Origin of the sequence: Robiginitalea myxolifaciens (assembly GCF_900115205.1) — a bacterium.
Lineage (GTDB): Bacteria > Bacteroidota > Bacteroidia > Flavobacteriales > Flavobacteriaceae > Robiginitalea > Robiginitalea myxolifaciens.
This window is the reverse complement of record NZ_FOYQ01000002.1, coordinates 135,179-157,816: the sequence shown is the minus strand read 5'-3', so window position 1 is coordinate 157,816 and position 22,638 is coordinate 135,179. Positions and strand designations below refer to the sequence as shown.

Annotated in this window: 20 protein-coding genes; 10 read left to right on the top strand and 10 right to left on the bottom strand. The window is 47.8% G+C overall.

From position 1 onward, the window contains the following. Positions 1 to 33 precede the first annotated feature (33 nt). From BM318_RS08790 to BM318_RS08775, 4 genes are read left to right on the top strand one after another with little or no spacing between them, the layout of a single operon-like run. Positions 34 to 1,953, top strand: coding sequence for a BatA domain-containing protein (locus BM318_RS08790; protein WP_092982256.1), 1,920 nt, complete (start codon positions 34 to 36; stop codon positions 1,951 to 1,953). Then, positions 1,950 to 3,203 carry a dihydroorotase gene (locus BM318_RS08785; protein ID WP_092982255.1) on the top strand — a complete coding sequence of 418 codons (1,254 nt, stop codon included), beginning with the start codon at positions 1,950 to 1,952 and terminating at the stop codon, positions 3,201 to 3,203. Before BM318_RS08790 ends, BM318_RS08785 begins: the two co-directional genes overlap by 4 nt. Continuing rightward, positions 3,204 to 3,527 (top strand): hypothetical protein, encoded by a 324-nt coding sequence (locus BM318_RS08780; protein ID WP_092982254.1) that lies wholly within the window; start codon positions 3,204 to 3,206, stop codon positions 3,525 to 3,527. A gap of 2 nt (positions 3,528 to 3,529) precedes the next feature. Continuing rightward, positions 3,530 to 4,189: an alpha/beta hydrolase gene (locus BM318_RS08775; RefSeq protein ID WP_092982253.1), complete on the top strand. Its 660-nt coding sequence runs from the start codon at positions 3,530 to 3,532 to the stop codon at positions 4,187 to 4,189. 13 nt (positions 4,190 to 4,202) lie between these two features. On the opposite strand, the gene BM318_RS08770 is transcribed toward BM318_RS08775, so the two are convergent. After that, positions 4,203 to 4,691 carry a hydrolase gene (locus BM318_RS08770; RefSeq protein ID WP_092982252.1) on the bottom strand — a complete coding sequence of 163 codons (489 nt, stop codon included), beginning with the start codon at positions 4,689 to 4,691 and terminating at the stop codon, positions 4,203 to 4,205. An 11-nt stretch (positions 4,692 to 4,702) separates the two neighbouring features. Beyond that, complete coding sequence (locus BM318_RS08765) at positions 4,703 to 5,470, bottom strand: MBL fold metallo-hydrolase (protein WP_092982251.1); 768 nt, start codon at positions 5,468 to 5,470, stop codon at positions 4,703 to 4,705. An 88-nt stretch (positions 5,471 to 5,558) separates the two neighbouring features. On the opposite strand from BM318_RS08765, the gene BM318_RS08760 reads away from it, so the two are divergent. After that, positions 5,559 to 7,025: a nicotinate-nucleotide adenylyltransferase gene (locus tag BM318_RS08760; RefSeq protein ID WP_092982250.1), complete on the top strand. Its 1,467-nt coding sequence runs from the start codon at positions 5,559 to 5,561 to the stop codon at positions 7,023 to 7,025. A 70-nt stretch (positions 7,026 to 7,095) separates the two neighbouring features. Here BM318_RS08760 and bcp read toward each other — a convergent pair whose 3' ends face one another. Beyond that, entirely contained in the window at positions 7,096 to 7,548 is a 453-nt protein-coding gene (bcp, locus tag BM318_RS08755) for a thioredoxin-dependent thiol peroxidase (RefSeq protein ID WP_092982249.1), read from the bottom strand. 38 nt (positions 7,549 to 7,586) lie between these two features. On the opposite strand from bcp, the gene nth reads away from it, so the two are divergent. Then, positions 7,587 to 8,237 carry an endonuclease III gene (gene nth / locus BM318_RS08750; RefSeq protein ID WP_092983452.1) on the top strand — a complete coding sequence of 217 codons (651 nt, stop codon included), beginning with the start codon at positions 7,587 to 7,589 and terminating at the stop codon, positions 8,235 to 8,237. A gap of 280 nt (positions 8,238 to 8,517) precedes the next feature. On the opposite strand, the gene BM318_RS08745 is transcribed toward nth, so the two are convergent. From BM318_RS08745 to BM318_RS08740, 3 genes are all read right to left on the bottom strand, one after another. Beyond that, positions 8,518 to 9,102 (bottom strand): RNA polymerase sigma factor, encoded by a 585-nt coding sequence (locus tag BM318_RS08745; RefSeq protein ID WP_092982248.1) that lies wholly within the window; start codon positions 9,100 to 9,102, stop codon positions 8,518 to 8,520. Positions 9,103 to 9,425: 323 nt separating this feature from the next. Further along, the gene (locus tag BM318_RS14425; protein WP_177218285.1) at positions 9,426 to 9,569 is read right to left on the bottom strand and encodes a hypothetical protein; all 144 of its coding nucleotides are present in this window, start codon (positions 9,567 to 9,569) and stop codon (positions 9,426 to 9,428) included. Between the two features lie 111 nt (positions 9,570 to 9,680). Next, on the bottom strand, positions 9,681 to 10,265 hold the full coding sequence (locus BM318_RS08740; RefSeq protein ID WP_092982247.1) for a sigma-70 family RNA polymerase sigma factor: 585 nt from the start codon (positions 10,263 to 10,265) through the stop codon (positions 9,681 to 9,683). Between the two features lie 226 nt (positions 10,266 to 10,491). On the opposite strand from BM318_RS08740, the gene uvrA reads away from it, so the two are divergent. Both uvrA and BM318_RS08730 read left to right on the top strand, forming a co-directional pair. Next, on the top strand, positions 10,492 to 13,269 hold the full coding sequence (gene uvrA, locus BM318_RS08735) for an excinuclease ABC subunit UvrA (protein ID WP_092982246.1): 2,778 nt from the start codon (positions 10,492 to 10,494) through the stop codon (positions 13,267 to 13,269). 128 nt (positions 13,270 to 13,397) lie between these two features. Further along, positions 13,398 to 14,708, top strand: coding sequence for a hypothetical protein (locus tag BM318_RS08730; RefSeq protein ID WP_092982245.1), 1,311 nt, complete (start codon positions 13,398 to 13,400; stop codon positions 14,706 to 14,708). A 75-nt stretch (positions 14,709 to 14,783) separates the two neighbouring features. Here the strand turns inward: BM318_RS08730 and BM318_RS08725 are convergent, their stop codons facing one another. From BM318_RS08725 to BM318_RS08710, 4 genes are read right to left on the bottom strand one after another with little or no spacing between them, the layout of a single operon-like run. After that, a complete protein-coding gene (locus BM318_RS08725; RefSeq protein ID WP_092982244.1) occupies positions 14,784 to 16,244 on the bottom strand; it encodes an oligosaccharide flippase family protein in 1,461 nt (486 codons plus the stop codon). Then, positions 16,235 to 17,551, bottom strand: coding sequence for a glycosyltransferase (locus BM318_RS08720; RefSeq protein WP_092982243.1), 1,317 nt, complete (start codon positions 17,549 to 17,551; stop codon positions 16,235 to 16,237). Before BM318_RS08720 ends, BM318_RS08725 begins: the two co-directional genes overlap by 10 nt. Positions 17,552 to 17,563: 12 nt before the next feature. Then, positions 17,564 to 20,008, bottom strand: a complete 2,445-nt coding sequence (locus BM318_RS08715; RefSeq protein ID WP_092983450.1) for a glycosyltransferase family protein — start codon at positions 20,006 to 20,008, stop codon at positions 17,564 to 17,566. 12 nt (positions 20,009 to 20,020) lie between these two features. Next, entirely contained in the window at positions 20,021 to 20,296 is a 276-nt protein-coding gene (locus BM318_RS08710) for a DUF4834 family protein (RefSeq protein WP_092982242.1), read from the bottom strand. Between the two features lie 77 nt (positions 20,297 to 20,373). On the opposite strand from BM318_RS08710, the gene BM318_RS08705 reads away from it, so the two are divergent. Both BM318_RS08705 and BM318_RS08700 read left to right on the top strand, forming a co-directional pair. Next, a complete protein-coding gene (locus tag BM318_RS08705) occupies positions 20,374 to 21,432 on the top strand; it encodes a transporter (RefSeq protein ID WP_092982241.1) in 1,059 nt (352 codons plus the stop codon). Between the two features lie 62 nt (positions 21,433 to 21,494). Then, positions 21,495 to 22,619, top strand: coding sequence for a GTP cyclohydrolase (locus tag BM318_RS08700; RefSeq protein WP_092982240.1), 1,125 nt, complete (start codon positions 21,495 to 21,497; stop codon positions 22,617 to 22,619). Positions 22,620 to 22,638: the final 19 nt, after the last annotated feature.

Genomic DNA, 22,638 nt, shown 5'->3' with positions numbered 1-22,638 from the left:
TAGGTATGGCAAAGTGCTATCTTTGCTAAAGCTATGAACTTCGCGAATCCAAATGTTCTCTGGGGCCTGTCCCTGCTCCTGATTCCCATCCTGGTCCATTTATTGCGCCTGCGTCGATTCCGTAAAACGGAATTCACTAATGTGCGTATGCTACAGCAATTGGTGCTGGAGTCTAATAAATCCAGTACGCTAAAAAAATGGTTGCTGCTCTTCACCCGACTGGGACTTCTTGCAGCGCTTGTTCTGGCTTTTGCCCAGCCCTTTCAATCAAATCCGGACGCCACAACCCCCAGGGAAATTCTGATATACCTCGACAACTCCTTTAGTATGCAGGCTCCCGGTCAGTCGGGATCCCTACTGGAAACCACGGTTCAGGAACTCGTTCAAACCCTGCCGGGCACCACCCGGGTAGGATTGATTACGAATTCGAATCGTTATGCTGTGCAACAATTTGAAGAATTGAAAGAGACCCTATTGAGCCTGGATTTCTCTTCGGAAACCCTGGATGCGAACGGCCTGAGTATTCGGGCTGCCAGCGCGTTTAGTGAGACACCTGGATACGCAAAGGAATTCTGGATGCTATCCGATTTTGAGGATTTCAACTTCGCCGATCTCGATACCACAGACCTGGGGAAGATCAGCGCCGTTGGGCTTACTGAAAGCTTTCCTCCCAATCGATCCTTAGATACCGCGTTTATTGCAGCCCAACGGTCCGATTACCTCGAATTGCAAGTTGAGATTTCTGATCTTGGAGACGTTTCCAACAGCGCACTTTCTTTGTATAACCGGGACACGCTTATAGCGAAAAGCGCCCCGGTAATGGACGATCAGGGCAAGGGTATTGCAGTTTTTAGCCTACCAGCCAATGAAGCTATTGAAGGCTCCATACGCCTTACGGACAATGGATTAACCTACGACAACAACCTGTACTTTACCCTGAGCAGTCCTCCGCTTATCCGGGTTTACGGCATTGGAGAAGGTCCCTGGGAGTATTTGACCCGGCTGTATCCCGAAAGCGAATTTCAATTCAGTTATGATGCGCTGGCTGCAGTAGATTACTCGAGGCTTCCAGAACAGCATCTCGTTATCCTCAATGAAGTAAAGACGTTCCCGGAAGCGCTTATACGGGAACTCAGTGAATTCCATACCGGCGGGGGGAATGTCGTAATCATCCCTGCTGTACAGCCAGATGTGGACTCATACAATACCCTGCTCAGAACACTGGGGGGACCGCGTATTACGGGAAGCAACCCGGGCAGCATTCAAATTACTGAAATACGTCAGGGCCACCCCCTGTATCGCAATGTCTTTGAGGGAGCTGTGGAATCCTTCGATTTTCCATCTACACTGGCATCCCTTCAATTAGAGCGTCAGGGGAACATCGCAATAGGCTATCAAAATAGTGCATCGTTCTTGTCGACCTTTGGGGAATTGGCGCTTTTTACCTCGGCCTTAAACCCGGAAAACAGCAACTTTGTGCAATCCCCCCTGATTGTCCCCACCTTTTATAACCTGGCCAAACAAAGCCTTCCTTTCCCGGATTTGTACTTTACCCTGGGGGAACCTGGTGAGTTGGCACTGGATTTTTCATTACCCGAAGACCGTATATTCCGCCTGGAAAGCGATTCCTATGGATTTATCCCCAGGCAAGAGAACCTGGCGCGCAAAACACGCCTCAGTTTTCGGGATGAACCTTTGCAGGATGGGCACTACCGATTAATCGCAGAAGACCAAAATCGAGGGGTGCTGAGTTTCAATTATGCCCGTAAGGAAGGGCGGAAACAACCTGGAGATCTCGAATTTCCTGAGTATATCCAGCGGTATACTGCCTTGGATTCCCTGCTTTCTGAATATCAAAATTCGACCCGAATCAAGGCGCTTTGGAAATGGTTTGTTATTTTTGCTCTGTTATTTGCCCTGACTGAATTGATCCTGCAAAAAACCATCCGATGACCTTATTGATCAAAGGTGCTACCCTGCTGACACCCGGGCAAGCCGATTTGCACGGAAAAAAGCGAGATATTCTTATCGAAGGGGGCAAATTGATCCGCATCGGTTCCCGACTCAATCCCTCCGGAAAGGTAAAGACCATCTCCCTCCCCAACCTCCACGTTTCCCCTGGCTGGTTCGACAGCAGTGTTAGTTTTGGAGAACCCGGATACGAAGAGCGAGAAACCATCGAAAACGGGCTGCGCGTAGCAGCTTTGAGCGGGTTTACCGGCATTGTCCTGAATTCCAATTCCAAGCCCGTTCCGGATACCAGCGGCGACATCGTATTTCTGAAAGATCAGGGACGCAATGCACTCACGGAACTCTTCCCTCTGGGAAGTTTGAGTATGGGGTCTAAAGGAGAAGATCTGGCAGAGCTGCTGGATATGCAAGGGGCCGGAGCTATTGGCTTTAGCGACTACAAGGCACCTATTGAAAATCCCAACCTCCTGAAGCTGGCTTTGCTATACACCCAATCCTTTAAAGGTTTGGTTTATTCCCACCCCCTGGATAACCAGGTAGCCAAAGGCGGGCAGGTACACGAAGGTACTGTAGCAGTACGGCTTGGACTGAAGGGAGTCGCTCCCTTGGCTGAGCACTTGAGGATCGCCCGGGACCTGGACATTCTCGAGTACACCGGAGGAAGCTTGCATATTCCGACAATCTCGAGTGCCGAATCGGTATCCAGGATTGCGGAGGCCAAAAAGAAAGGGCTCGATGTGACTTGCAGCGTAGCCATCTCGCATTTACTATTTACAGAAAAGAATTTGGAGGACTTCGACACCAATTTCAAGACGCAGCCTCCCCTCAGAAGCGAAGCGGACAGAAAAACGCTGATCAAAGGCCTGAAGACAGGGATCATTGATTTCGCTTGTTCGGATCACAGCCCACTTGACATCGAAGAAAAACGATTGGAGTTCGACAGGGCCGCCTTTGGTAGCCTTGGGTTGGAATCAGCTTTTGGTGCCCTGAATAAGCTTCTCGGAGCTGAGGAAAGTACTGCCATCCTTTGTCGCGGCCGAAAGCGGTATGGCTTGCAAGAGGTACAGCTCAATGAGGGTGAAACTGCTAATCTTACTTTATTCAATCCTGAGCCTGAATTTGTCCTGGAATCTGAATCCCTGGAATCTACTTCCAAAAACAGCATGTTTCAGGGGGCAACGCTTAAAGGAAAGGTTTATGGTGTAATCCGCGGAGCAAAATCCAACTTATAGATGTCTACCCCTTCTGAAGCCAAAACGATTGCAATTGTTGCCTACCTGACCATGGTTGGTGCCCTCATTGCCATGAGTATGAATGCTGAACCCAAACATGATTTTGGGCGCTTTCACACCCGACAGGCCTTTGGTCTGCACCTGGGGTTCCTTGGTTTTGCTTTGTTTTTGAGCGTTTGGTTCAATGAATATGCCTGGATTGGCCTGTATGTTGCCTACATCAGCCTTTGGCTGTATGGATTTTCAGGCGCCCTGCAAGGGAAAAAACGGGAAGTTCCACTCGTTGGAGCCGCTTTCCAAAAGTGGTTTGCCTTTATTGGATAGTGATGCAAGCCCGTAATTTAAGCCTTACTCACATTATTCGACCCAATTCAGAAAATCAGGCAAAACCACCTGCTTTGATTATGCTGCATGGCTATGGCAGCAATGAGGAGGACCTCTTCTCATTTGCATCCGAACTCCCCGGGGATCTCTTCATTATCTCGCTTCAGGCACCTTTTACCCTTGAGCCCTTTGGTTACGCCTGGTACGCGATAAACTTTGAGGCAGAAAAGGGGAAATGGAGCGATTTGGAGCAGGCCTCCAAGTCACGGGAACTGATCCGGGAATTTCTTGAAGAGGCTATTGCCGCTTACGACCTGGATGCCACAAGAATCAGTTTGTTGGGGTTTAGTCAGGGGAGTATACTCAGTTACGCGCTGGCACTCTCCTACCCTGAAAAGATTAAGTCCGTAGTTGCCTTAAGCGGTTATATCAATGCGCAGATTCTGGTTGAAGGATATCGGGAAAAAGACCATAGTTCTCTGGAAATTTACGCTTCGCATGGGCAAATGGATATGGTCATTCCCCCGGCGTGGGCACAACAAACGCCTCCCTTTCTGGACGAGTTGGGAATCCCTCACCGCTATGAGGAATATCCGGTTGGCCACGGGGTGTCCCCAGCCAACTTCGAATCCTTCAAGAAGTGGCTACAGGAGCGGTACTAACCAGTATGAAGGTTTATCTGGCGTAAAGCAGATGATCCATGGTGGTGAACTTCACAGTTAAGTCTTCCCCAATTTCATACGCAACAAGCAGTTCCCCCCAATATTTCCCGTCTGAAAAATCGCAGAGGATCCACCGATGATTCAGGACCTTTATTTTGTTGATCTTAAAATCGCCATTCATCCCTTCATAGGGGACCAGCACATTATTTCCTCGTTGCTCATTGGTCTCTAACAGTTTATCCTCAATGTAGCGTTGTGGGTTTTCTAAATCCAGATGCTCCAGATATGCCAGGGCTTCGTCGTTGTTTTCCAGGTTAAAATACTGCATGTCGAGCACTTCGAGCCGTGCCTCCTTGAGCGAATCTTTGTAGGTTTCCACCTGTTCGCTCAAACGGGTGTTCGAAGCATTGGCTTTCTCGAGGGATTTGTTTCCACTTACCGCCAGATAAAGCGCGATCAAGGCAGAAAAGACAAAGAGATATAGAAAGAGATTCTTTTGCATTATGTTTTAAATCAAATAGTTATAGTCAGATTATCATAGGCCAAAGACACGTGATCAGGCAGTTTCTCCTCCACTTCCGCATGGAACCCGAGCAGGTGGCTGATGTGCGTTAAATAGGCTTTCTTCGGTTGGATTTTCTCTATAAATTCAAGCGCCTCCTGCAGGTTAAAATGCGAATGATGTGCTTCTTCGCGCAGGGCATTAATCACAAGAACATCCAGGCCCTTCAATCGGAGCATTTCATCCGGATCCATGGATTTGACATCGGTCAGATAGGCAAAATTTTCCAGGCGGTAGCCAAATACCTGTAAGCGGTTATGCCGGGCCTCAACCGGGATAATGGTCTGCTGGCCAATATGGAACGGCACTCCTTTTTCCACATAGTTAACGGCAACAGAAGGAGCACCCGGATATCGGTCCGCGTCTGAAAATATATAACCAAAGCGCTGCTGGAGCGCCTCAGCAACCCGTTTGTGGGCATAAATAGGAATATCTCCCTGACGGAAGAAAAATGGGCGAATATCGTCTATCCCCGCGGTATGATCGGCGTGTTCATGCGTAAAGAGAATGGCTTCGAGTTTACCGATCGGATTGCGAAGCATTTGTTGGCGGAAATCCGGGCCACAGTCTATAACAATATTCTGATTGTGATCGGTTTGAATGAGGACGGATACACGCAATCGGGAATCTCTGGGATCCTTACTGAGACAAACCGGGTGATTGCTACCGATAACCGGGATACCCTGAGATGTGCCCGTGCCGAGAAATGTGATTTTCAACCGCTAATCCGTTTTACCCAAATTTATAACTTATTTATTACTTGAAATGCCTCATCTTTTTATCTTTGTTTAACGCAAAAGTCCTGATATGCCCGACGTTGAAAAGAATGAGTTCGCCTTTGAGAATGTCCCTTCTATCAAAGCCAAAACCCTTCGAATCAATCTGAATCCTGACATCTACGGGACCTTCGCAGAAATTGGCGCAGGGCAGGAAACCGCCCGCCAATTTTTCCGGGCCGGGGGAGCTTCCGGAACCATTGCCAAGGCCATGAGCGCCTACGACAAGGCCTTCAGTGATGCAATCTACGGGCTGGAGGAAGACGGACGCTATGTTACTCAGAGTCGTCTGAAAAAAATGCTCGCCCACGAGATGCGGCTTATGGAGGAGCGAATTAGCCGGGAACAACACCCGGATCGCTTGTTCTTTTCCTACGCCAACACGGTGGCTACCATTGATTTTTCTAAGCGATACAAGGGGCACGGTTGGGTTGGAATTCGTTTCCAATTAGATCCCAAACAGAAGGAATTCGACGAGATTGTTTTCCATGTGCGCTTCAAACAGAACGAAGCCCGCCTGCAGCAGGAAACCCTTGGGATTGTTGGCGTGAACCTTATTTACGGTGCTTTTTATAAGCACCACAAGCCCCGAAAACTCCTCAAATACCTCTACGACCATATCGATAAGGATACCCTAGAAATTGACATGATTAATTTTTCGGGACCTCATTTTGAACATATCGATAATCGCCTGATTAGCCTGCAGCTGATCAAAAACGACATGACCGATGCGGTGATGTTCGATAAGGATGGGAATAACCTCTTGCCCGCTGCAGTGCTCTATAAAAAGAATATCCTTGCCTTACGCGGAAGTTTCCGTCCGGTGACCAAGGTTAATATGGATATGTTTCAGAAATCCTATGATATATTTATCCGGGAATCTACCGTTGACGAGGAAAATACGATCGTAGTTTTTGAGATTACCCTGGCTAACCTGCGTTCTTCGGGTGAAATCGACGAGCAGGACTTCATGGACCGGGCCGAACTGTTGAGTTCTCTGGGACATACTGTGATGATTTCGAAGTTTTCCGAGTACTATAAACTGGTGGAATATTTTAATAATTACACCAAGAATCGCATCGGTCTGACCATGGGGGTAAACAACCTGGTAGACATATTCGACGAGAAGTACTACCGTCATTTAAGTGGAGGTATCCTGGAAGCCTTTGGTAAACTGTTCTTCAAGGATCTCAAGGTCTATCTCTATCCGATGAAGAATCCGGAAACGGGTCAGATTATGACCAGCAACAACATCAAGGTGCACCCGCGCATGAAGGAATTATATAAGTTCTTCAAATACAATGGGAAGGTCATGGATATAATAGACTACGATACGGATATCCTACACATTTTCTCGCGAGATGTCCTCAAACGCCTGACCAGCGGCGAGGAGGGTTGGGCCGAGATGCTTCCCGAAGGTATTGCCGAGATTATCCAGAAAAAGAAACTTTTCCAGAAGTCCGATAAAGAAAAGGCAGTCCTTAAGTCCGGGAAATAAGGATTGGCCTCAATTCCGGGAAATAAAGACTGCCGTTAAGATTTTCTACAAAAAATGGTAATCCTGGGCGTTACTCAAGGATTTGAGCAGCGTGGTCCTTGGTATTTACCTTCTCAATTACCCGGCTTATAGTGCCGCTTTCGTCGATAATAAAGGTCTTGCGATGGATACCGTCGAATTCCCTGCCCATAAATTTCTTGGGGCCCCAAACGCCAAAAGCCTCAATAACCTCACGATCCTGATCGGCCAGTAGCGGGAACGGAAAGTCATATTTATCCCGAAAATTGGCTTGTTTTTTCTGAGAATCTGCGCTTACTCCCAGTAAGCTGTAACCCGCTGCCTGCAGTTCGGCGTAGTGATCCCTCAAATTACAAGCCTCGGCAGTGCATCCGGGGGTATTAGCACGGGGATAGAAAAATACAACCCATTTCTTACCTTTAAAATCCGAAGCAGAAACAGTGTTTCCATCCTGATCTTTTACTGTAAACTGAGGTGCCGGATCGCCAGCCTGTAATGTCTTCATGTTTTGTTTATTATTTTAGTTTCAAAGTTAAACAAAAAATGACCAAAAAGGAAAAAGCAAACTTTGTCATTCAGACCCTTGAAGAAATTTATCCCAAAGTTCCCATTCCCCTTGAACATACAGATCCATATACCTTACTAATTGCTGTACTGCTTTCCGCCCAGAGTACGGACGTCCGCGTGAACCAGACCACTCCCCTGCTCTTCGATCGCGCCGATAATCCGGCAGCCATGATTCGGCTTAGCGTAGACGAAATCCGCGCCATTATCCGCCCGGTTGGGCTTTCACCCACCAAGGCTAAAGCGATACACAGGCTTTCCGAAATTCTGCTTGAAAAATACCAGGGGGAAGTCCCGCGGGATTTGGAGGCACTGGAGGAACTCCCTGGCGTGGGGCATAAAACCGCCAGCGTTGTGATTTCCCAGGCTTTTGGAATACCGGCTTTTCCGGTCGATACACATATTCATCGGCTTATGTATCGCTGGGGGCTTTCTACGGGAAAGAATGTGGTTCAAACCGAAAAAGATGCCAAAAGACTATTCCCGGAACATTTGTGGAACAAACTGCATCTGCAAATAATCTGGTACGGAAGGGAATATTGCCCGGCACGGGGCTGGGATCTGAGCAAGGATAAGATCACCCAAAAAATAGGTCGCAAAGCAGTTTTGCGGAAGGCTATGAAAAAATAGGTGCCGCTATCCCATAAAAAAACCCCCACATAACTGTGAGGGCTTCAAAGTATTACGGTACCCGGCTTAATTCAATGTTGCTTCAAACCGGAAATTTTTAAAAGATACTACGCTCAGAGACTTGGAGAATGCCAGTAAGAAATCAACCTTTTCCTTACTAACCTTTCTAAATTCGCAGGCACTGGCGTGTTCGGAGTAAATTTTTTCCATGTGCTTAGAGTTCGTTACATAGGTATAACGCAACCCAAATGGAAATATTGCTCAGTGCTTTTTGATCGTATTACTGGCTGGTCAGGACGATCTTATTCTTCTGGATAATTTTGCGAAGGTTAATAAGCGCGTATCGCATGCGTCCCAGCGCAGTGTTGATGCTAACTCCAGTGCATTCTGAGATTTCTTTGAAACTCATATCCTTGTAAATTCTCATGATAAGCACATCGCGCTGATCATCTGGAAGCTCGTCGATAAGGACAGTTAAGTCACTGTCTATCTGCTCTTTAATCAATTGTTTTTCCGCGTTGGGACGGTCATCTCCGATTACGGAAAAGATGTTGAAATCATCGCTGCCTTCGAATTTAGGCATGCGCTTGTTCTTGCGAAAATGATCAATGATCAGGTTGTGGGCAATTCGCATTACCCAGGGAAGGAATTTACCTTCTTCGCTGTAATTGCCTTTTTTCAGGGTTTTGATAACCTTGATAAAAGTGTCTTGAAAAATGTCTTCTGTGGTGTCCCGATCCAGGACTTTGGAATAAATAAAACTTGTGATCCGCTGGTTGTGGCGGTTGATCAGGATTTCCAGGGCTCTTTCGTCCCCGCTGATGTAATCTCTGACCAGAATTGAGTCTTCAATTTGTAGTTCCATTTGGCGGTGCTTTAGGTTGCCTTTGTGCGCCTTAAGCGCGGTTTAGCGTAATACTTTTTGTAACGATGCGTGTGCCTGCGATTCAAACACATCCTAAAAGTAGCCAATGGCCCTACCGTCGTAAAAAGTATGTTGTAAAAGCACGGAATCCTGATGTCAAACGTCAGTTTTGGAATTTATTGTCCAAAATCCCGATAATTTCCAGGATTGCCCCCGAAGTGGCCCGGGGATAAAAATGGGAGGTGTAGGCGCTAACCTACAAAGTGTAAAGAATAAGACTTACGTATCGCAATGCCCTTCATATTCCTTGAAGTGCCGTCCGATTAATTGAGGTTCTGCTCAAATTCCATTCCTCCAATTCGCTCTACTTTATAAGAGCGGGAGAAATCCATTAGGAATCTGATGGTCTCTGGTTTGGCGCTAACTAATTCTTGTTGGCCTTGTGTACAGTAGTAATTGTCTTCCATCGCTTCGGGTTGTATATCAAAATAACGCCAAGCAATGGAATAACTATGTTTTGGTTCGTTCTAGGGCGAAATAATTCGTCTAAAGAAACCGCTTCCCGACCTATGGTATGATTAGTTCGTTAAAACTATTTGATTCTCCTCAATCATCTTACGCAGATTGATCAGGGCATAACGCATGCGCCCCAGGGCCGTATTAATACTGACTCCCGTACTGTCGGCAATTTCCTTGAAGCTCATATCCCGAAACATGCGCATCTGTATAACCACCTGTTGTTCTTCGGGGAGTTCCCGGATCATACTTCCGATATCGCTTTGGATCTGTTCCTGGATCAATTGCTTTTCCGCATTGAGGTTATCGTCCTGCAAAATCGCGAATATCGAATAATCGGGTCCGCTTTCATAACGCGGCATGCGATTGCTTTTGCGATAATGATCAATAACCAGGTTATGTGCAATCCGGATTACCCAGGGCAGGAACTTACCTTCTTCGTTATACTTCCCGCGTTTCAGCGTTCGTATTACCTTAATAAAGGTATCCTGAAAAATATCCTCGGTGATCTCCTTGTCAAAGACTTTGGAGTATATAAAGGAAGAGATGCGTTGATTGTGGCGATTGATTAAGACCTCTAATGAGGCTTCATCGCCATTCATATAATTTCTTACAAGTGTGGAGTCCTCAGCCTGAAGCAATTCCATAACAATTTACTTTTTTGGTGATTCTGAGCCCACCGGGCGACCGGAAAGGATCAGGGATTTGGGTTAATTCAAAAAAGTAATATTGCTATATAGGCCTTGAGTTTAAATACGTTAAAGCTTTCCAAAGATAGAAAAAAAATATTCCCTTCAAAATCCCTTAATAAATTGTCTGGCATGAGTATCGACTGGATTGTATTTAACACCAGCAGCATCGTATCTTTGCACCATGAATGAAATTCCGGCTAGCGCGAAGCGAAAAGAGATCTTGATTAAAGGGGCTCGCCTCCACAATCTCAAGAATATCGATGTCGCCATTCCCAGGAATCAGTTGGTAGTGATAACCGGGATGTCCGGATCGGGTAAATCCTCTTTGGCTTTCGATACCCTCTACGCCGAAGGGCAGCGACGCTACGTGGAGAGCCTTTCCTCCTACGCCCGTCAATTCCTCGGTAAACTCGACAAACCCAAGGTAGACAACATTCAGGGTATCGCCCCGGCGATTGCCATTGAACAGAAGGTAAATTCTACCAATCCGCGTTCAACGGTTGGCACGTCAACAGAAATCTACGATTACCTCAAATTGCTTTATGCCCGCATTGGAAAGACTTACTCGCCGGTTTCGGGGGAAGAAGTCCGAAAGCATACCGTTAGTGATGTGGTAGATGCAGTAAGGGAGTATGAAGAAGGGGAAAAGTTACTCCTGCTGGCGCCGGTGGTGATCCCGGAAGACCGGGAAACCAAAAAGTCTCTGGAGCTGCTTTCCAAACAAGGCTATGCCCGAATAAAGACTCCTCAGGGCGTTCAGCGGATCGAACCCGATATGGAATTGGCCGGCCGGACCTTCGATTTAGTGGTCGACCGGATTGTGGTGCGCCACGATGAGGACTTTTTTAATCGACTGGCCGATGCTGTGGACACTGCCTTTTTTGAAGGTAAGGGAATATGTGCCCTGGAGGAAGTTGGCACGGGCAAAGTCCAGGAATTCAGCAACAAATTTGAGTTAGACGGGATGAGTTTTCCCGAGCCAAATGTGCATTTGTTCAGTTTCAACAACCCTTACGGGGCTTGTCCGAAATGTGAAGGGTATGGGGATGTCATTGGAATCGATCCGGAGTTAGTGGTTCCCGATACCTCGCTCTCTATATATGATAATGCCGTCTTTCCCTGGCGGGGAGAGCGCATGAGTAAATACCGGGATAAACTGGTAAACAATGCTTATAAATTCGATTTCCCCATTCACAAGCCCTGGTTTGAGCTCACTGAAGCGCAAAAAGATCTGGTTTGGGATGGAAACGCATCTTTTACGGGTCTCAGCGCCTTTTTCTCCAAGTTAGAGGAGAAGAGTTATAAGATCCAAAACAGGGTCATGCTTTCGCGTTATCGCGGAAAAACGCGCTGTTCGCAATGTAAAGGACGCCGGTTAAGACCCGAGACGGAATACGTGAAAATCTACGGAAAGTCCATTTCCGACCTGGTAGAATTACCCATTTACGAACTCGCCACCTTCTTCGAAGATCTCGAATTAGGGGAACACGACCTGCATATCGGAAGGCGGCTCCTTACTGAAATCCGGAACCGGGTTGGATACTTACAGAAAGTTGGACTGGGTTATTTGACATTAAACCGGAAATCCAATTCGCTTTCGGGCGGGGAGAGTCAGCGGATCAATCTCTCGACTAGTTTGGGTAGTAGCCTGGTAGGCTCCATGTATATTCTGGACGAGCCCAGTATTGGCTTGCATCCCAGAGATACTGAGAACCTGATCGATGTGCTGAAAGCGCTTCGGGACCTCGGCAACACGGTGATCGTAGTTGAACACGATGAAGATATGATGAAGGCAGCCGATCATATCATCGATATTGGACCGGAGGCCGGGACTCATGGCGGAGAAATCGTTGCGGAAGGCAGCTATTCCGAAATCCTGAAGGCCGATAGCCTTACGGCTCAATATTTAAATTCCAAATTACAAATTCCAATACCCCAGAAGCGGAGAAGTCCTAAGGGGCATATCGACATAATTGGTGCCCGGGAGCACAATCTGAAAAACCTGGACATCCGGATTCCCTTGCAGGCCCTTACGGTAGTCACCGGGATTTCCGGGAGTGGTAAGAGCACCTTGATTGGCCGCATCCTCTACCCTTCCCTGCTAAAGGCGCTCGGTGGTTATGGTGAAAAGCCCGGCCAGTTCAGCCGGCTCGAAGGCGATTTCAAATTCCTCAAGTATGTAGAATTTGTAGACCAGAATCCAATAGGAAGGTCCTCGCGTTCCAACCCGGTAACCTACATCAAAGCCTATGACGAGATCCGAAGCCTGTTCGCAGACCAGAAGTTGAGTAAGGTAAGGGGATACAAGGCCAAACACTTTTCATTTAATGTAGACGGAGGTCGCTGTGATAAGTGCAAAGGGGAAGGCGAAGTTACCGTGGAAATGCAGTTCATGGCCGATGTACACCTGGAATGCGATGTTTGCCGGGGTAAAAGGTTTCAGAAGGAAGTCCTTGAGGTGCGTTATAATGGCGCATCCATCAGTGATATCCTCGAAATGACCCTGGACGATGCCATCGCGTTCTTCCGGAATTCCGGCGCAGAAAAGATCGCACAAAAGCTACAGCCGTTGCAAGATGTTGGCCTGGGTTATGTAACCCTAGGACAATCCTCGTCTACCCTATCGGGTGGAGAAGCCCAGCGAATTAAACTAGCTAGCTTTCTGGGCAAAAGCCATAGTCGCGACAAAGGACTTTTCATCTTTGACGAACCCACTACCGGGCTTCATTTCCACGACATCAAAAAGCTACTCGTCTCTTTTGATGCGCTCATAGACAAAGGACACAGCATCCTGGTCATCGAACACAATCTGGACCTGATAAAATGCGCCGATCACATCATTGATCTGGGGCCTGAAGGAGGCGAAAAAGGGGGTAATTTACTGGCCGCAGGTACACCTGAAGAAATCGTAAAAACTGCAGAATCCATAACCGGTAGCTACCTTAAAGAAAAACTTTAAGACCTTTCGCATACCTGTTAATAATCTGTATTACAGGTAGTTATACTCTTTTAAATATTTTTGGCACGCTAATTGTTTGTATGAGGGCGGAGTTAAATAGTTGACTCCGGAATTTAAAACCTTATACTATGAAAAAGCTCGTACTACTTTTAGCAGCAGTCTTGATGGGAACTGGTAGTTCTATCAAAGCAAGTACTACAGATAAGGTTGTCCCGACAAGGGCTTTTACCTATGGTAATTCCTTTATTTTCGTGGAAAACGGGATCACCTTCTCCGTTTATCCCGATGGTGAATTTGATTTTTACATCGACAATTACGCTGGTGTAAATGCCGGATTAGCCGTTGGACCCGTTGGATTTACCTTTAACTCCGGATTCGACTATAACCCGTATGTACAATACGATGATTACGGTGCTGTAGTCCAGGTAGAAAATGTACCGGTTTGGTACGACTTCTACGGCAGGGTGCGACGCATTGGTGGTATTAACATCTGGTACCGCAATGGTTTGGCCCACAGGATTGGTGGCATGCGTATATTCTATAATCGCGGAGGATTCTATAACTACCATACCGGTTTTATTAATGTATGGAACCGAGGCTACGTATTTCGTCCATTCCACCGATGGTTTGTAAGGCCTGCAGCAGGATTCTGCCTGGTGTATAACCGTCCTTACAGACGCTTTTACAATCCGGTGCGCTATACCTACTACGGTCCTTACCGAAACAATTTCCGCAGAACCTATGCGCGAATTGGAAGGGAGTTCCGTTACCAGGCCCGAAGAGATCGCAACCGAATCTATCGCAACGATCGACGTGTTGTGGCCCGTCAGGGAGATTTCCGATACGAAAGTCGGGGTGCAGCACGACGAACCCCTTCCGTACAGGAACGTGGATTAACGCGAAGCAACCGATCTGTGGTTCAACGAGACGGTAATCGCTCTGCTCAGCGAAGTGCAGTAAGGAATCAGAATGCCCGAGCTAACAGAAGTGCTAACGTAAATCGCAGCCAGGAAGTTCGTGGTAACCGCAACACCGCAGTTCGCAGAAGTAATTCTGTTCGAAGTGCAGATGTTCGAAGAAGTGAAAGCGCCGTGGTTCGGGATCGCCAGCCAGTACGAAAGCAAGAGGTGCGTACAACCCGTAAAACTCCTGCACGTACTACGGTAACCCGATCGACACGAGAAGTAAGCCGGAGTCCTCAGGGACGTACCGTGCAGCGAACCACTAAACAGGTGAGTCGCAGTCCGCAAGGACGAACGGTAAAGAAGGCTAGTACCCAGCGGCAGGTAAGTCCTGCACGACGCAGCTCAACGGTTCGTTCGGACCGGGGCTCAAAAGCCCAGCGATCGAGCAGCGTCCGATCAGGCCGAAGCAGCGGCAGCAGTAAAGCCCGATCCGCTTCGAGCCGAGGAAGATCCAGTCGCTCTGGGAATAAATAAAGATTGTTTTTAGGTTGGTTAGTTGTTGGGGCCCCGGGGCAGATTATCTGTCTCGGGGCCTTCTTTTATAATGGCCTATCGAAACCTGCGCATCCAACTGTCCAGTAGGCCATTGAGTTCAGGACTAAGTCGCAACCGGTAGGAAAGGCCACCAAAAAACAGCGCCATCAATACCGATTTTAACGCAATGCTCAATACCGGATGCATTTCAAAATCCAGGGGTAAAAACAGGACCCAGCACAGCAGCGACAACAGCAACACCTTCAGGTGCCCCCCGACAAATGGGCTAAGTCCGAATTTCTTATAGACAAATACAATCTTGATGGTGTTGTACGCGGTAACCGCCAGGAGGGTGGCAAGCGCGGCTCCCTCAATTCCCATCTCCGGAATTAACCAGGCGTTAAGTCCGATCATCCCCGCTGCCAGTCCTACTCCCATTACCAATAGCTGACGATAATAGACGGAATTATAAAGGATAGCATTATTGATCCCGGAAACAGAATCGTAAACCTTCGCCAGGCCTATGAGCAAGACTACATAAAATCCACCGCGATAGGCTTCAGGTAAAAGTTCATCGAGGGTGTTTATATTCCCAAGGATCAGCAGAAATATCCCCGAAGCCAGTAAAAAGAGGTTTAAGCTGCTCTTTTGGTATAATTCCGACAACGCTTTTGTATCCCCGGAATTGAGATAGGTAGCTGTGAGCGGACTGGTAATCTGTTGCATCGCCCGAAACGGGACAATAATCACTGTAGCAATAAAAACTGCCACAGTGTAATAAGCGACATTTTCAATGGGGATATATTGATTGATCATAAAACGATCGAGTTCCAGGAGCAACACGGAAACAGAGCCCCCGAGTACGATCAAAAGACTGTATCCCAGCAGTTCCCGGCTTTCACTCGGAAACTTGAAGTTTATCTTCAGGGGTTGCAACTTCAGCGCATAAAATGCCATCAAGAGCATCCGGACCAGGTACAACACGATCAGGGCATATAAAAAGAATTCCACCTGTATTATCTCCATCCCTAGAAGAATCAATAAGAGCAAGACACCCAACCGTACAAACACTTCCTTCAAAAACGTTCCAAAAGCGGTCTTTAAGCGCACCCGGCTCCAGGCAAAGAATACCTCGAAATACGCCATGGCCATGGCAATGGCAAAAATGTGCCCCGTATAGTCGGCAACCAGGGTATTTTCCCGGGACATGAAGGCTGCAATCGCTTCATTGGCCAGGTAGCTGAATCCCGCCAAAGGCAAGATGGCGAGGAGCGGTAAAAACAGATTATATGTCAGGAATCCGTTGAGGGTGGATTTATCCTGATACTTACTGAAATACCGGACCAGGGTATTCGGGACACCAAGGGCCAGCAACGGCATGAGCAACGCTGCCGTAGAGAGGATCACACCTACCAGGCCGTAGTAGTCCTCGCTGAGGAAGCGTGTAAAAAGGAACAGGTAATTAATCCCTCCGAGGATAAAGCCCGTATAGGTGAGCACGGTATTAATTGCGGTCTGTCGCTGAACTATTCCCATAGGAGTGACTTTAAATCCCGGGTCAATTTCTTACGGTGGAATTGCTCCGCGCCTGAAGGATCCTGATGGAGTTCTCCCCGGCTATAAGCCTGATACCAATGTACGATCTGCTCGCGGATTTCCGCAGTTTGCCGGTAGGTAAAACCTTTCCCGCAACCGGCCTGGTTCAAGAGGTTAGCCGCCTCCCACTGCTCAGGACCTATAGCCAAAATAGGGCGGGCCGCAGCCATGTATTCGAAAAGTTTACCAGGAACTATCCCCTTGGTTTTTGCGCTGTTTATTTCCAAAAGCAGCAGGATCTGAGCCTGTCGCTGGGCCTCCAGGGCCTCGGCATGGGGCAGGTATTGTTTGTAAACCACATAGGGGTCCAAACCAGCCTGAGATATCGAAGCCTTAACTTCGGGGCTCACAATTCCGGTAAGTTCCAAACGCAGCTCCTCTTCAAATCCGGGAATTTCTGAACACAATTCTGCCAGAACCTCCCATAGCACTTCAGGATTCCTGCCACTGAGCAATGATCCAATATGTGCCAGGGTAAAGAAACCCTTTGGCTGTTTACCGCTCCCCAAATCCCCAGCATACCCGTTGGTTATTACATGTATCGGCCGCTGTGATATGGCCTCGAAATCCGCAGCGGTATGGCCACTGGTTGCGATCACAACATCTGCAGCTTGCAATACTGCTAACTCGAGTTTGGTGTGTAGCCTACGTGCCCGCCTGCCCAGTTGCAAAGTGTCCTGATAGCCTATGGTAGTCCACGGGTCCCTGAAATCTGCAAGCCACCGGATTCCATGCCGGGATTTCAGCGCCTTCCCGATCAGGTGCAGGCTGTGAGGCGGGCCGGTCGTTATAACGGTGTCAATTCCTTCGCCTTCAAGGATTCCCGGCACCTCCTTCAGCGCTTTGGACACCCAAAATTTTCGCGCATCCGGTATAAACAGATTGCCGCGAATCCAAAGCAGTAACCGCTCCAGGAAGCCTGGTCGTTCCCGTTTAATGATGCCCGCGCTTATGCGTTGAGTTCTTTTCTTTCCAAAAAGGGATGCCAACCGATACGGCTCCCAGAATGTAGCGCGGTAAATTTTCAGATTCTCAGGAGCCTCCTGCCCCAGTCCCTTGTCTTGCAAAGGGTAATTCGGCCTTGCCGGAATATACAATACGGGGGAAACACCCAATTCCTGAAGGTATTTCGTGAAGTATAACCAACGCTGGACACCGGGTCCGCCGGCTGGGGGCCAATAATAGGTGATTATCAGTACCTTGTTGCTCCTCTCGGTATCCGCTTCCTTGTCAGTGTTGCGTTTCATAGCGCAGGATTCCTACTGCTCAGCTTTAAGCTTCCCCCGCCTCCATAGCAGGAATTCCCGGCCAATCGCGGTTAAAAATAGCAGTAGTAAAGCTACCGAACCGGCTAATACATATTTACTGCCCTGGGTAATTACCTCAGGCTCAAACCGGAATTCGACCCAGTGTATCCCGGCGGGTACCTCCATGGCGCGCAATGCGTAATTTACCCTGAAATGAGGAACCTTTTCCCCGTCGAGGTAGGCATTCCACCCATTAGGATAATACATTTCCGAGAACACAGCGAGGCCCTCATTATTGTTTTTTAACTGGTAGCGTAAGCGGTTGGGCTGATAGACTTCCAATTCAATTTCGGCCAGGGAATCCAATTCAAATTTCCTTGGTTGGACATCCGGAAAATCGCTTGAATTGAAGATTGCACTTTGCGCCACTGCCAGGGTATCCAAGGCCAGAATAGCAGCATCGGCATCAGGAACAGCCTGTAGTGATCTCACAAACCACGCATTGCCCATGGCGTCCGGATTCATGGAAACCGTAGGCGAACCATTCTCATCGCTTCGGATAAGGTATTTCGTATTGAGCATGCTCAGAACCTGCCGGTTATTGCGATAGATATGATACTGGAAAAGATCCTGCATTCTGCCAGGCTTGGCGGCGTGGTATCCCCCCAGGGATTGATGGAAATAAGAAGTACGCGCGCCATTCGGGCCTTCCTCAATATTGAACACCCGATACACACTACTATCCCGAAGTATTGCCTGATCCGCCGCAGAACGAACAATCGGTGCATTCATACGTCTTTCGGGCACAAAATCGTCGGCATTAATATAGCGACGATCGATACCTACCAGGTCAAAAACTAATAAAGTTCCCAGGGCAATAAGTGCCAGATTCTCCCTGAGCTTACCTTTCAGGTGAAACCACAGTACCCCCGTCGTTAGCAAGGTAAAAAGCATGGACCTCAGGATATCCGCCACATATACCGCTTCGCGGTCGCGGACTATCATCGCTACCAGGTCTTCAGGGTAGTATTGTTTTAGCAGACCATCGCTGGTTCCTTCAAATGAAAATGCTGATTTAAATAGCAACAATACAAGCCCCAGGGCAAGGAATGATCCAGCAGAAATCAACAGGGCTTTTTGCTTACGGCGGTCGGATACATTAGGGGAAAAGAAATGCCAGAGCGCCAAGACGGCAAGAACCGGGGCGCAAAACTCCAGGATCACCTGCGCAGACGAAACCGCCCTGAATTTGTCGTAAAGTGGCACGTAATCGATCATGAGCTGGGTAAACCATCCGAGGTTTTTCCCCCAGGATAGCAGCAAGGAAAGCACAAAACCACCCACGAGCCACCATTTGGGTCTTCCTCTTACCAGAAAGAAGCCCATGACAAAGAGTAACAAGACTATTGCCCCTACATAGGCAGGCCCGGCAACACCCGGCTGCTCTCCCCAGTATAATTGAAGGTTATTTGAGAATTCAAGCGCCTGTGATCGGGGTACGCCCTGATCAATGAGGTATTCATAAGTATGGGAGTCTTCCCCAAGGGATTCGATAGATCCTCCGCCAAACAATCGCGCCGCCCAGATATTCAGCGATTCTGTGATACCGTAGCTGTATTGCGTAATGTAGTCGAAATCCAGACCGGTGGTAGCCTCCTTGGGGTTACCTTCCGGATCCAAAGTTAAGGCCGATGGTCCGCGCGTACTCCAGGCTGCATATTCCTGAGTAGCTAATAGCGCTGTCGCATTGGTAACAACACCGAGTGCCACAGCGAGAATCAGGAGGCCAACAGAAACAAAATAATGCTTTAATACTCCTTTGCGGATCGCATCTATAAGGTAGGCCACTCCCAAAATAACCACCAACAGACCAAAATAATAAGTCATCTGATAGTGGTTGGCCTGAATCTCCAGGGCCATGGCCAGGGCAGTGAGTAAAAAGCCCCAGATATACTTTTTCCTGAAAACCAGGATAATTCCCGCCATAACCATAGGCAAGTAGCCCAGGGCATGGGCTTTGGCGTTATGTCCAGCTCCGAAAATAATTATGAGATAGGCCGAAAAACCAAAGGCAAGAGCGCCGAAAACGGCCATGCGCCAGCCCACCTTCATGCAACACATCAGGATGTAAAAACTGAGGAAATACAAGAAGAGATAATCGGCCGGGCGCGGCAGGAATCGGATCAGGTGATCCAGCTGTTTGATATAGTCATGAGGGTAACGGGCTCCCAGCTGGTAGGTGGGCATTCCCCCGAATGCGCTATTGGTCCAGTAAGGCTCCTCTTTAAATTCCCTGCGGAATTCCTCCTGCTCCTGAGCCATCCCGCGATACTGCACAATGTCGGACTGGTAGAGTGCCTGACCCTGAAGTACCGGGTAAAAATAGGCCAGGGCAGCCAGGGCAAAGAAAGTAAGCACGAAAAAATGCGTGAACAGATGCTTGAATCCAGATTTCATTTCCGGCATAACTTATTCGATCTCTTCAAATTCGATATACTCCCCTACCCGTTTTTTCGAAGTTTTATTCCTTTCGGAAGCCATATCGGGATTGGGTTTTTCAACGGTTACGGAGCCTTCAGGTTGTCGGGGCTCCTGTCGCATCCCGGATCTATTGAAGAATTCCTCGAAGTGTTTCTCAGTACGTCGTACCGCATAGGCGCGTATCCAGGGAAATAACAAGCGACCCAGAAGCACCAGGCCATAATACGCAAGGAGGATAATAAGAATGGTCGTTAAAAACCCCATAAAAAGACTTGTGATATATCAAAAGTACAATTCCCGCGTTGTATAAGCAGTACAAATGTCCTAAAATAATTCCAAAAATGGCAGTCTTCCGAACGATCAGCCTGCGCTTTCGAGCCCTTATAATCGGCAGTGTTTTCGGACTTTTTCCGATGCTGGTAACCTCCCAGTACACCGATGTAATCAATTCCAACCGCCCGGGTAAAGCGCAAAGCGCCTACGCGGTGGGCCGTGGCGTTGTGCAGTTGGAGTCCGGATTATTCTTTGAGCAACAGGATCACGATTTGCTCAATACGGAATCGGGCATCTTTGGGGTCGATGTTGCCCTGAGATACGGGCTGTTATTTGAACCCCTGGAAATTATTTGGGAAGGGATCTACCAGAACCAGTCTATTGATTTTATAAATATCGGACGGTCCGATAACTACACCGATTTCTTCAGAAATCGCGTCGGACTTAAGTATCTGATCTATGACCGATACAAAAATCCGGAGCGCAATAAACCCAATATTCGGAGCTGGCGTGCTAATAATGTCTTTCAATGGAAAAACCTTATCCCTTCTGTTGCGGTTTATGCCGGGGCAAATTTTGTACTGGGGGATAATCCCTTCTATCCCGTAGACGAACCAACGGTATCGCCTCGTGTTATGGTTGCCACTCAAAGCCGACTGAGTCCGCGTTTTGTGCTGGTTACCAATATCGCTTACGACCGGATCGGATCCGATTTTCCCGAATGGAGTTATCTCGTCTCCATATCCCACGCTTTCCGAAATCCCCGATGGAGTATTTTCGCCGAAAACCAGGGGATTCAGAGCGACCGTTACTCCGATGTTTTACTCCGTGGAGGGATTGCCTATCTCTTCAATAAAAACTTCCAGGCCGACCTAAATCTGGGAGCGAGTTTTAAAAATACCCCAAGTCGCATCTTTATAGCCAGCGGGGTATCCTACCGCCTCGATTACCACAAGGACAAATTAATTCCCATCGAGGATCAGGATAAAATTAGCCGCAATGCCATGAAGAAAAGTGGTAGTGGATCCAAAGCAGAACGCAAAGCCCGCCGTAAAGCCGAAAAACGCAATAAGAAACGCTCCAAGGGGAACGAGGAGGAAGAAGACGATTACGATTTCCAGGATTAACGCAAAAGGGTTTTACGCTCTGCCAGAAGTTTCCTAATATTGGAGACTGGCAAGAGCAGACTATGATTCGCATTGAAGAGGCCCGGACAAGACAGGAATTAAAGGCCTTTGTAAAATTTCCTTTCCGGTTATACAAGGATTCTCCCTATTGGGTCCCCCCCATTATTTCAGAAGAACTCGAAAGTCTTTCCTCAGACCACAATCCCGTATTTCAACAAGCCGAAGCCCGGTTTTTCCTTGCCTATCGCGAAAACAAGATTGTAGGAAGAGTTGCTGCCATTGTAAACCGTATTGAAATTGAGCAGCAAGGGCTCTCTAAAATCCGGTTTGGATGGCTCGACTTCGAAGACGATCCGGAAATTTCCAGGGCCCTGATGGAGGCCGTCAGAAGCTATGGTGAAGCGCGAGGCCTCAGCTACATGGAAGGTCCCATGGGGTTTTCTAATTTAGACAAGGTAGGTGTTGTAACCGAAGGCTTCGAGCATATGGGAAGCATGATTACCTGGTACAATTACCCCTATTATGCAACACACCTGAAAAACCTTGGTTTTGCCAAGGAAAAAGAATATATCGAAAGTCGGTTTCCCGCCTCAAATGCAGATCCGGCGAACTTCGTGAGAATTCAGGAAATCATCAGGAAACGCTACGGCCTGAGACCTTTAAATTTTACGAATACGGCAGAGATCATGCCCCTGGCCGACCAGATGTTTGATCTCTTTAACAGCTCCTATTCCTCATTGGCTTCTTTCGTTCCCATAAGTCCCGCACAACGGGAATATTTCAAGAAAAAGTACCTGAGTTTTATAAACCCGGAATACATCAAGTTCATTGTAGACAAGAATGATAAGATAATCGCCTTCGCTATCGTAATGCCTTCCTACTCTACAGCATTGCGGAAAGCCTGGGGCAAGCTATTTCCCTTCGGATTCATCCATTTATTACGGGCTAAGCGCTACAACCGCGACGCTGTATTCTATCTGATCGGAATCCTCCCGGAATACCAGAACAAAGGGGTTACTGCCATAATCTTTAACGAATATTACAAGATATTCCAGCGGAAAAATGTCGAGATGTGCTACCGCACTCCGGAATTGGCCGACAATCTTGCTATCCAAAAGATTTGGAAGAATTTTCAGCCCGAGGTATACAGACGACGAGCTACATTCCGAAAGGAAATAGCGTCCTGAAAATCAGGTAAGTAAAAAA

What these genes read in the sequence shown, in the direction of transcription:
- BM318_RS08790 (WP_092982256.1), top strand. Translation starts at nt 34, where the DNA reads ATGAACTTCGCGAATCCAAATGTTCTCTGGGGCCTGTCCCTGCTCCTG.
- BM318_RS08785 (WP_092982255.1), top strand. Translation starts at nt 1,950, where the DNA reads ATGACCTTATTGATCAAAGGTGCTACCCTGCTGACACCCGGGCAAGCC.
- BM318_RS08780 (WP_092982254.1), top strand. Translation starts at nt 3,204, where the DNA reads ATGTCTACCCCTTCTGAAGCCAAAACGATTGCAATTGTTGCCTACCTG.
- BM318_RS08775 (WP_092982253.1), top strand. Translation starts at nt 3,530, where the DNA reads ATGCAAGCCCGTAATTTAAGCCTTACTCACATTATTCGACCCAATTCA.
- BM318_RS08770 (WP_092982252.1), bottom strand. Translation starts at nt 4,691, where the DNA reads ATGCAAAAGAATCTCTTTCTATATCTCTTTGTCTTTTCTGCCTTGATC.
- BM318_RS08760 (WP_092982250.1), top strand. Translation starts at nt 5,559, where the DNA reads ATGCCCGACGTTGAAAAGAATGAGTTCGCCTTTGAGAATGTCCCTTCT.
- bcp (WP_092982249.1), bottom strand. Translation starts at nt 7,548, where the DNA reads ATGAAGACATTACAGGCTGGCGATCCGGCACCTCAGTTTACAGTAAAA.
- nth (WP_092983452.1), top strand. Translation starts at nt 7,587, where the DNA reads ATGACCAAAAAGGAAAAAGCAAACTTTGTCATTCAGACCCTTGAAGAA.
- BM318_RS08745 (WP_092982248.1), bottom strand. Translation starts at nt 9,102, where the DNA reads ATGGAACTACAAATTGAAGACTCAATTCTGGTCAGAGATTACATCAGC.
- BM318_RS14425 (WP_177218285.1), bottom strand. Translation starts at nt 9,569, where the DNA reads ATGGAAGACAATTACTACTGTACACAAGGCCAACAAGAATTAGTTAGC.
- BM318_RS08740 (WP_092982247.1), bottom strand. Translation starts at nt 10,265, where the DNA reads ATGGAATTGCTTCAGGCTGAGGACTCCACACTTGTAAGAAATTATATG.
- uvrA (WP_092982246.1), top strand. Translation starts at nt 10,492, where the DNA reads ATGAATGAAATTCCGGCTAGCGCGAAGCGAAAAGAGATCTTGATTAAA.
- BM318_RS08730 (WP_092982245.1), top strand. Translation starts at nt 13,398, where the DNA reads ATGAAAAAGCTCGTACTACTTTTAGCAGCAGTCTTGATGGGAACTGGT.
- BM318_RS08725 (WP_092982244.1), bottom strand. Translation starts at nt 16,244, where the DNA reads ATGGGAATAGTTCAGCGACAGACCGCAATTAATACCGTGCTCACCTAT.
- BM318_RS08720 (WP_092982243.1), bottom strand. Translation starts at nt 17,551, where the DNA reads ATGAAACGCAACACTGACAAGGAAGCGGATACCGAGAGGAGCAACAAG.
- BM318_RS08715 (WP_092983450.1), bottom strand. Translation starts at nt 20,008, where the DNA reads ATGAAATCTGGATTCAAGCATCTGTTCACGCATTTTTTCGTGCTTACT.
- BM318_RS08710 (WP_092982242.1), bottom strand. Translation starts at nt 20,296, where the DNA reads ATGGGGTTTTTAACGACCATTCTTATTATCCTCCTTGCGTATTATGGC.
- BM318_RS08705 (WP_092982241.1), top strand. Translation starts at nt 20,374, where the DNA reads ATGGCAGTCTTCCGAACGATCAGCCTGCGCTTTCGAGCCCTTATAATC.
- BM318_RS08700 (WP_092982240.1), top strand. Translation starts at nt 21,495, where the DNA reads ATGATTCGCATTGAAGAGGCCCGGACAAGACAGGAATTAAAGGCCTTT.